Source organism: Pedobacter nutrimenti (assembly GCF_003208655.1).
GTDB lineage: Bacteria > Bacteroidota > Bacteroidia > Sphingobacteriales > Sphingobacteriaceae > Pedobacter > Pedobacter nutrimenti.
This window is the reverse complement of the sequence record NZ_QKLU01000003.1, coordinates 373,890-384,111: the sequence shown is the minus strand read 5'-3', so window position 1 is coordinate 384,111 and position 10,222 is coordinate 373,890. Positions and strand designations below refer to the sequence as shown.

Annotated in this window: 5 protein-coding genes; all 5 read right to left on the bottom strand. The window is 45.1% G+C overall.

All coding sequences use genetic code 11. From position 1 onward, the window contains the following. A partial coding sequence (locus B0O44_RS09820) for a LamG-like jellyroll fold domain-containing protein (protein WP_211321356.1) occupies positions 1 to 5,205 on the bottom strand: 5,205 nt, incomplete at its 3' end. Between the two features lie 242 nt (positions 5,206 to 5,447). Continuing rightward, positions 5,448 to 7,235 carry a 7TM diverse intracellular signaling domain-containing protein gene (locus B0O44_RS09815; protein ID WP_110829752.1) on the bottom strand — a complete coding sequence of 596 codons (1,788 nt, stop codon included), beginning with the start codon at positions 7,233 to 7,235 and terminating at the stop codon, positions 5,448 to 5,450. A gap of 155 nt (positions 7,236 to 7,390) precedes the next feature. Next, complete coding sequence (locus B0O44_RS09810; protein ID WP_110829750.1) at positions 7,391 to 8,698, bottom strand: OmpA family protein; 1,308 nt, start codon at positions 8,696 to 8,698, stop codon at positions 7,391 to 7,393. Positions 8,699 to 9,020: 322 nt separating this feature from the next. Further along, positions 9,021 to 9,776, bottom strand: a complete 756-nt coding sequence (locus B0O44_RS09805; protein ID WP_110829748.1) for an SDR family oxidoreductase — start codon at positions 9,774 to 9,776, stop codon at positions 9,021 to 9,023. 80 nt (positions 9,777 to 9,856) lie between these two features. Beyond that, complete coding sequence (locus tag B0O44_RS09800) at positions 9,857 to 10,222, bottom strand: helix-turn-helix domain-containing protein (RefSeq protein ID WP_110829746.1); 366 nt, start codon at positions 10,220 to 10,222, stop codon at positions 9,857 to 9,859.

Here is a 10,222-nt window from a genome sequence, read left to right as displayed (position 1 = left end):
GGTAACTGATTTTGCGGTCCCGTCGTAAGTTTGGTTTAGGTTACTCAGGGCAATTGAAGCTGTTGCTTTGCCAATCACTAAAGTACCAGTCGCATCAGGTGCTGTATAATTTGAATTGCTTAAACTGGCCACAACGGCATAACTGCCCGCCTGGCTAGGCAGCGCCGACGAACCGTCGTAAGTTATTGTCACCGCACTTAAACCAGCCGGATTGGTGGTCGCGGTAACTGATTTTGCGGTGCCATCGTAAGTTGCTGTAAGGTCGCTTAAGGTAATTACAGCCGTTGCTTTATGAACCAAAAGGGTTTGGGTCACATCTGCAGCGGCAAGATAAGTTGCGTCGCCTGCCTGGGAAGCCGTTATGGTTGCTGTTCCTGCACCGACAATGGTCACTACATTTCCGTTAATTGTAGCAACAGAAAGATCGGAACTTTGATAGGTAACCGGATTACCGGAAGAACCACCGGTAGCGGTCAAATTAAAATCCGGGTCGCCATAGGTTTTATCAGTTAAGGCCGCAAAGCTGATATTTTGATTGCCTTTTGCCCGGCTTAAAGTAAGGTTATATTCTTTTACCGTTACACCATCTTCATCTGTGATTTTTATAAGAATCGTATTGTCACCCACATTAAGGGCCAGTGGAGCAGAAGTATTGCCACTAAGCAAGGCAAGCGGACCTGAGCCATTTACCCTCAGCTGAATGGCTGCGTTTGGGTTAACTGCAGTTGGCGTGACCGTTACAGATGATATGGAATACCCAACAGAAGCCGTATAGCTTAAAACTGATGGAGAAAATACCGGTGCCAATGTACCCTCACTTAGCACAAGCGCTGAAAGATCGGCATTGGGCAAAGTGGTTAAAATTTTCGTTGCAGCGGTATAAGTACCCTGTCCGCTCAGACTGGCTTTATCTGCCCTGATCCGGTAATAATAAGTGCTGTTAGGGCTTAAACCTGAAATTTTTGCCGTGTTTCCCTGAACGATAAAGGGTGTACCTTTGATTTTAGTCGTAAAAGTATCATCACTGGCTACCTCCACGACGTAATTGTCTGCAAGACCAACTGCTGGTGCAGACCAGTTGGGGGTAAAACTTCCTGAAGTTACGGTACCTGGAGCAGCAATTACGGGCACCACCATAGCATAACTTTCTACCCAGTTGCTGGACTGGCCGCTGAGGGAAAAGTTGTTTAATACTCCATTATAACCAAATGTTCCCAGGTCGGTCAGTATGTTGCTTCCGGCCTGATCAAAATTATAATGGCTAATCAGGTTCGTGGATGCTGGTACAGGGCTGAGCATATCAGTTTGGATTTCAGCGGCAGAAAATGGACGGTCATAGACCCTGATTTCATCCATATCTCCCTGGAAATAGGTGCTTTCATTGGCATTTTTTCCTATGGTGATGTACCGGCCAGCGTCCAGGAGTAAAGGTGTTCCCGAGAATGTCCCTGCACCTACTTCTACCCCATTCGCATAGATTTTATATCCCGAAGCAGAGACAGAATAGGCAATATGGGTCCACCTGTTTACCGGATAATTGTAATTGGCATCAGCACTGGTGGTTATCCAGCTGCCACCCGAGCCAATGTCGGCATGAATTTTATTCCCCCCAACCAATTGCACATCAAAAGACTGGTCGGCACTTTCCCTGGTACTGAAAATATGCATGGTCTTGGTGGCATGGGTTGGTCTAACCCAGGCCATCACGGTAAATGCACCAGAAACGACTTTACTTTGCGCCGCAACAGCGACATAATCATCAATCCCGTCAAAATTCAGGGCACTGCCCGGAGCCGTTCCAATGGTAATGGCTGTTGTTTTTGAATAGGCACCCTGACCAGTTACACTTAATTTGTCAGCCCGGACACGGTAATAGTAAGTATGGCCGGAAGATAAGCCTGAAATGTTTTTTGAGCTCAATGTACTGGTAAATGGAGAACCCGGTATCATTGAACTGAAATTCTGATCATTGGCCAGCTCCAGTACATATCCGTTATCCACCACACCTACCGCCGGCGCTGCCCAATTTGCGGTAAAACCCGTCGCAGATAAATCAGTTGAAGCCCCAGCTACCGGCACGGTCATGGCATAGCTCTCCACCCAGTTACTGCTTGCTCCTGTCAGTGCAAATCCAGTCAATGTGCCATTATATCCCTTACCACTTTGATCTGTCAGGGCCACCAGGCCGGCATTAGCGGCCATTGGCTGCCCGTCATCAAAACTATAACGGGCCATTAAACTTGCGGGCTGTGAAATTTTAAGGCTTAACATATCGGCCTGTACATTGGCTTGGGTAAGTGCGGTATTGTAAATCCTCAGCTCATCCATATCTCCTTTAAAGAAGGTATTGTCATTGCCGTTGTTGCCAATTTGTAAGGGATGGTTGCTGTCAAAAAACAAGGGGACCGGACTTCCCAAAAAAGTGCCATTGCCTGACAATTCCCCGTTAACATATACCTGATAGCCGGCTGGGGTTACGGTGTAGGCGACATGCATCCATCGGCCCGGGCTATAATTGAAGGTTGCATCGGCCGTTGTGCTCAGCCATCCGTTTTGGTTTCCAATATTGGCATGTATGGTATTTCCTGATTTTAGCTGCAGCTCAAAACCATAACCTCCATTCTGTCTGGTACTCAGGATGTGCATGCTTTTTACCGCATCGGTAGGTCTCAACCAAGCCATCACCGTAAAACTACCGGAAACTGTAGTTGCTGGTGCAGGAAAAACCACCTTATCGTCTGTACCATCAAAATTCAGGGCCGCCGCAGATGACAGCTGCTTAAACTCATAAGCCCCCATATCGATACCAGCCCCCAGTTTACGCGGGGCACCGTTTAGTTCTGTGGTTATCGTCGACAGATCCGGCACCTGGCCACTGTCAAAATAACTATTGTTGCCCGCATCAATTGCGGGGCTACCCGCTTTGAGGGTATAATCTCCCCGGTTTACATCTGTAAAAACCGGATCGGCATTTATATTTCCAGTCCCGGCATAGCCTCCCTGAACCAGGCTGTAATTTACATTTGCTAAAGCACTTTGGTCTGTAACGATGCTGCTGCTGTTATCCCAGATAATCGAATTCCTTATTTTCGGCCTTGCAACACCATCACTGTACATTCCCCCACCCAGTCCGGCTGCCATATTGCGGACCAGGGTCACATTGGTCAATATGGGGGCAGCGTTTCCATAATTATACATTCCGCCACCATTTTCCTGGGCGTAATTATCTGCAATGAGTACATTGGTAAATACGGGTACAGTATTATCGGCATTATAAACACCCCCTCCTGCCGGGAAAGCAGTTCCTTTGGTATAATTGCCCCGGATAATGACATTGGTAAATACCGGAGAGGAACCCTGATCAATGTATGCCCCGCCGCCGCCAAAAGAGGTATTGTTGCTGATGACCACCTGGTTTAATACTGGTGAAGAATTACTGATACAAGCCATGCCCCCTCCCGAACTGGTCGCGAGGGAAGGAGAAGCCATATTCCGGTCTATGGTGATGTTGCTCATCTGCGGAGAGGAAGAATTAATATTCATGATCCCTCCTCCCGGACCCCTGGAATTGTTGGCAGTCAAGACAAGATTGCTCAGTTGCGGCGAAGAAGAAAAATTCCCGATCCCACCTCCCTGGTTACGGAACACAGAGGTGTTATTCACCCTTATGAGTGATCCAATGGCTGCATTTGCATTTCCGCCAACAATGGTAAAACCATCCAATTGTGCCGCACCCAATGAACCGGCACCGACAACCACGTGGTAAGCGTTTTCTGTATTATTGGCGATATTTAAAGCAGCTCCTGTTCCGCTTAGTACATCATCCTGGTTAAAATCTCCGCTCAAAGTACTTTTATTTGCCGGATTGCTTAAATCTCTTTGGTTTAAACTGTTTTCAACTGCTGCAAACCCTCCAAAAATCTTAACATCTGCTTTCAACACAAATGCATTGTCGCGGTCTTTGGGCGTAATGCCTGCGGTGTTGTCTGCTCTTCGATTGGGCAGGTAAATTCCACCGGCCACCCAAACTTCATCTCCGGCCAATGCATTGTCAATCATCAGCTGCAAATCATCGGAAGCATTTGCCCAACTGGAACCATCCTTTGAACCCGCTCCCCCTTGTTTTACATAATGCTTGCTTTGGATCCCAATGTTTAAAACAGTGGTGGCCATCCCTGCGGAACTGCTGTAAGCCCTCACGGTATAATCCACCGCCGGAGCACCTGTTAAGGGGGTACCGCTGATGGTTCCTGTCGTCATATCAAATTTTAATCCCTCAGCAAGTGCCGGGCTGATGTAATAACCACCTGTTTGCTGCACCTGCATAATGCCAAGCGGACGGCCCTGGGTAGAAACGAGTACATTTCCATAACTGTCCAGGGCAAGGCCACCTGCAGTAGGCCTGATTACAGTACCTATTTGTGTTTTTACCCCATTAAGCACCCTATAAATGATGTTGTTGTACTGGGCTACATATAAATTCCCGGCATTGTCCACACTTAATCCGCTGATGCTCGCATGCCCTGTACTCACCACCGGCATTGCGGCAAGAGGTACGGGATACGTACTGATGCTGGCCGGGATCTTATAAACATTTTCCCCTGTCCGTGACAACCCATCGGCATATAAATTGCCCCAACGGTCTATGGTCATGGGGCCCAGATTGGGCACATTTGTGGTTACGGTAACGATACTGCCATCGGGTTTCAGCTTTTTAATGGCAGCTGTGCCCCCAATTTCAGTAAAATAGATGTTGTTGTTTGGGTCTACAGCCAGACTGCCCGGGTAATTCAGGCCACTTGCCAAAACACTTGTACTACCCGAGGGGCTGATCCTGGTAATCGAGGCCTGATCTGTAAAATCAGCGATATACACATTCCCGGCAATATCGGTGGTAATGGCCCTTGAAGGATTCGGAATGTTTAGCAAATCGACCTCCGGTGCTCCTGCCGGCGGTATTTTTTTTAGTATCCCCTGAAATAGGGTGTATATATTCCCCTGGCTATCCGTTGCAAGCGGCCCCAGGGTAGATGAAACGCCATTAAAAATCTGGCTGGGCACTGCCCCATAACCAAAAGCAGATACATTAAGGCTGCTGGGCGTTAAGGGTGTAATCGATTGTCCCGCGACAAAGCGTACCGAATTGGTGCCGTAACTAAGGGATGGTGCCTGTGCGTACAAAGCCGTTGCTGTGCCAGACATCATGAAAAACCAAAGTAGAAAATGGTTTATAGACTCCCTAAAAATGGAAAAATGGAATGGTTTGAGGTAAAATTTATTCATATCGTGCTCCCGGTAAGGATTGGTAAAGGAACGCCAATCGGGGGCAAAAGCACGAAAAACAGGTGTATACAAAGTGTATACATGCCCATTTTTTAGGCGGCAGGATTTCTTTTGTGATTCCGGGCGTTGGAAAGGCTTTTTAACAGAGCGAACAAAGGTCTTGCTTAAACAATGGCTGCGCTTTGGTTCAGTTTTTTGTTTAACCTGGCCTTGGCCTGTCTTACACTGGAAGGTTCGATGTGGAGCAGGGCAGCAATTTCTTTGGTGCTCAGGTTCATGTGAAAATAAGCGGCCAGCCTTAATTCATATGCGGTCAAAGCAGGATGTGTGACACGAAGTTTCTCAAAAAAACCAGGATGGACCTGTTCAAAATGAAGTTTAAATTTATCCCATTCACTGTCCAGATACCGGCTGTCCCGAAAAGAATCTTCAATACTTTTTAGGGCCGGGTGTTTTACATGCGGGTATAAATGATCAATATCCTGTATCTGGGCCTTCAGATCTGCCAGTAATTTGTTTTTTTGATGAATGTACAGGTTATTGCCCACCAGTTCCCTTTGATTGGCTTCCAGTTTTTGCTGCAGTTCCTTGTTTTTGCTTTTCTCCTGGTTCATGGCCCTGAGAATGTATTCATTATCCTGTTCAATACGCTGGCGAAACTTTTCCCGGTTTTCCAGATCTGTTTCCAGTTTGACAGCTTCCAGTCTTTTCTTTTCCAATTCTTCATTTACGGTCCTTATTCTTGCCACCAGCGCTACTGCAAAAGTAAATATCTGGGAAAGTATAGCCAGTTCAGGTAAATAAGAAGTGTTGTTTGAATAGGTTGGGGCCGAATTGATTACATAATACAAGGCTATAAAAGAAGTGAGTACTATGGGTATGGTATTGGCCAGTAAAAATGGTTTGGCCGCGCGGACCTTTTTCCTGTATGCTGCAATACAGGTCAGAAAAATGAACAGCACAATTGCAAGAATACAAATATTAATGTACAACAAAGTATAACTGTCCAGGTAAAACAGACCTGAAATCGTGATGATTGCCGGAACAAGTCCAATTCCGATATATACATACATCAAAAGTTTTAATCCCTTGTCGTAAGCTGGCAATAAAATCCTGCTCTGCAGGTAAGCCCTGGTCATCTGGATCATGCCTGTTATAATCAGCACCGCACCCAGGTGCAAAAACAGTGAATTCAGGGTATAACTATAAACAGAGCCATCGGCATTTAGCCTTAACTGATAGATTTTCAGGGGTATAAACAGGGTGAAAAAATGTTTGTAAGCAGTAATAAACAGGATCGCGCCCATTTGGATCACAACACTGTACAAATAGGTTTTGTCCTTTAAGTGGATGTAGATATAAAGATTATAGCCTGAAAAACAAAGCAGGATCACCATGCAAATGAGCCAGGAAAGCCAAACATTTTTTTCATTTCCTGCATAGGAGATCTCCTTATTTAAAACAATCACCGGTTTAATAGGGTAACCGTAAGACCGGACATCTTTTACGTTTATCTTCAGGTAAAGTATATTTTCCCTTTCTCCCTGTAACACCAATGGGACCACGCCCCGCTCTCTTTGTCCATTTGGCACTGCAGGCCCAGCTTGTTGCCTTGCCCATTTTCCGGTCGCATCATCAAAAAAATAAAGGTCATAATTGAGTAGCGGAGATAAAGAGAGCCTGTAGTATTCTTTATTTGGATAGGGATTGTAAATACTGGTTTTTAACCAGTAGTATTCTTTAGAGGAAGTATTTAAAGTCGTATTTTTACTAAACAACTCTCCCCTTTCCTTTTGAATTTTATCGAAACTATACTGCTTGTCGGCTTGTACGGCATAACTTCCAATTTCGAAAGACGCTGCATTGCTCAACACATGAACATCCTGTCCATATACTATAGAAGAAATACAAAGCAGTAAACAGAACAGATATTTTTTGCAGAGCAGAGGCATTATTTAGCTGCGTTTCAAGTATTTTAATGCTAAAGTACTGCTTTGAAAAAGAAAACAGAAAATAATTATCGTCCGATTTGACTTTGTAGGCATAAGGGCAAAAAAAAATGCCCCGTCAGACCCGACAGGACATTTCTTGTTTATGAAAGCTTAATTTACTTTTGAGTTACACGGATGTCAATCCGGCGGTTTTGGGCTTTACCTTCGGGCGTATCGTTGCTTGCTACAGGATGATCCTGGCCATAGCCTTCGGCTTCCAGCCTTTTAGGGTCTGCACCCAGCTTCACCAGGGCCTGCATAGCGGCATTTGCCCTTTCATTGGAAATCTTTTTATTTACAGCTGCATCACCGGTATTGTCTGTATAGCCACCCAGTTTCAAATGGACATTTGGATAAGCTTTTAAAATCGCGGCAATATTTTTCAGCTGTTCCTGCGATTCTGCTTTCAGGGTACTCTTTCCGGTTTCAAAATAAAGTCTGTCAAAGGTAAACCAGGTGGTTTTGTCAACAGGCTTATCTTTATCTTCTATAAATGCAATCAAACGGTTTTCTACAGAATTTTCAGAAATACTCAGCTCGGTACCATCGGGCAGTTTTTTGGTCAGTTTTGCACCCAGGTCCCGCACAAAATCACCGGCTTCGTTTAACTTGCCCACCACAGCCCCCGCAGCAGCATGAGCACCTGCTTTTACTGCGGCCCCAGCTGAATCCATCTTATTTCCCATCGAATCGGCCTGGTCGGACAGATGCCCGGCAACCTTATCCATTCCCGATTTATTACAACCAGACCTGCCCAGGATCCACCATAAAGCGGCCAGGATAATCACCAGTAGGATAAACCACTTTAAAAAGCCCCCGCCTGATTTTGGTGCTGCCGCAGGATAGTTCAAAGGGGTAGCTTTCGGCAGTTCTACTTTAGGGAGTTCTGTTTTAGGAATTTCCACATCGGGCATTTTAAGATTGGCCAGACCTAAAGAGCCGGCAAGCCCTGCAGGCAATGCAGCGGCAATATCTGTTTTACTTTCTGAAATTTTACCAAGCAAATCGGAAATCCCCCAGCCTTTTGTGGCCATAATTTTGGAAATAAATCCTGTAATTACCGGAACGATCATGGCCAGTAAACCGGAAGCTTTTGCAGAACTGAGCCCGCTGGAGGCCGAAACTGCTTCTGTTACTGTGGCCTCATGACTGCCAAATAATCCGCCAAGCATGGATTTGCCCTTTTCTATCAAAGAATCTCCATCAGCGCTGGCCAGGTCTTCTGCTGGAGCTGTACCTGGCAACAAGCCATCTAATAAGCCTGTAGCTGATCCGGCCCCGTTTTTCATAATACCGCCTAAAACGGCAGGAATTGCAGCAGAAAAACCGGTTTTAACCTGATCTTCACTGACGCCGGCTTTCTGGCTTAAAGAAGAGACAAGCGGTCCGCTAAGCTCATTCTTTAACATTTCAATTAAATTCATGTGTATAGTTTTAGGTAAGAAATTTTGAATGCTAAAGCAATTTTCTATTGCTTTAAATCGTTAGTTTCAAACACATTACCTGCCCGCCTTTTATTCAAATCCGGAACTTCAAAAAGAACATCTGCTTTAAACAGATATTTACAATAGGGTCAACACGATTAAACACTAAACAAGTAAAGAAGTTTTTTGTTTAACATTTTTTTTGCAAACTGTATTAGCGTGTACAGTGGCCAGGTGATGTCTGTTGTCAGGGCCGGCCAAAAAACGACGGTTAAATAATCTAAAAAGGTCATTTCCGAAAAGGAAATGACCTTTTTAACATTTACCTGGTCGTATAGCCACCATTGGCAAAAATGGTTTGCCCGGTGATCCACCAGCCATCGGTCACTAAAAATTCGACCAAAGGCACAATATCTTCTATTTTGGTCAAACCTCCCAAAGCGGAAGCAGACTTGTGATATTCAACGGCTTCCGGGCTTTCCTGACCATAAAAGAAAGCTGTATCCATTGGACCCGGCCCTACTGCAGTAACGGAAATTCCTCTTGGGCCATATTCTTTGGAAGCAGCCCTTGTAAAATCTTCAACGGGTGCTTTAGCACCGGCATAGGTAGAATACAAGCCGGTATAAGCCGCCAGCAGGGAGGTCACAATTGTACAAATCTTACCATGATCATTGATCTGCTTTCCGGCTTCCTGGATAAAGAAATAAGCGACTTTGGCATTGATGTCAAACATGCTGTCATATTCATCTTCGGTGGTTTCCCCAAAAGGTTTTTTTAAAACTTTTCCAACCGTATTGATCGCAATATCAATTCCTCCCAAGCTGGCTTTTGCCTGCGAGAAAAGTTTTTTAATATTCTCTACCCTGGTCAGGTCTGCCTGGAAAAGAAAGGCTGTCCCTCCTGCGGCCTGTATATCCGACAGGGTTTGTTCTGCATCGGCTTTTGTACTTTCACTGTTAAAATGAATGGCCACTTTGGCCCCCCTTTTCGCAAAGGTCCTGCTTAGTAATCCACCCAGGTTTTTTCCGCCTCCGGCAATCAGGACTACTTTTTCTTTTAAATCTTGTTTAGACATATCGTTTTGTTTTTCAATTGATTCAACAAAACTATTTATCCTGATCAAGGGAAATATGGTGAACTTTTGGGAAAATACGCTTAGTACTTTTTATGCTGGTCCTTAAACGCTCCGGGAGGCATTCCAGTATATTTTTTAAAGAATTTAGAAAAATTAGAAGGGTCATAGGTCAGTCGCCTGGCCACTTCGGCAACTGAAAGCGTTGTACCAGTCAACAGGTCTTTGGCAATTGCTATAATTTTAGCGTCGTAAAAAGAACAGGGATGCTGCCCCAGGCGGAGTTTAATACTTGCACTCAGGTGCTCAGGGGTAATGCATAGAATTCCTGCAATCTGGTTCAATGTAAGCATTTCTGTTTCCTTCCCGGAAATCAGATCTGCCAGATGCCTGTCCAGTAATTCGAAGTATGCAATACTTATTTCTTCATTTCTTGAAATCCGTTTCAT

Excerpts from the sequence above, each read along its gene's own strand:
- B0O44_RS09815 (WP_110829752.1), bottom strand. The coding sequence starts at position 7,235 with ATGCCTCTGCTCTGCAAAAAATATCTGTTCTGTTTACTGCTTTGTATT.
- B0O44_RS09810 (WP_110829750.1), bottom strand. The coding sequence starts at position 8,698 with ATGAATTTAATTGAAATGTTAAAGAATGAGCTTAGCGGACCGCTTGTC.
- B0O44_RS09805 (WP_110829748.1), bottom strand. The coding sequence starts at position 9,776 with ATGTCTAAACAAGATTTAAAAGAAAAAGTAGTCCTGATTGCCGGAGGC.
- B0O44_RS09800 (WP_110829746.1), bottom strand. The coding sequence starts at position 10,222 with ATGAAACGGATTTCAAGAAATGAAGAAATAAGTATTGCATACTTCGAA.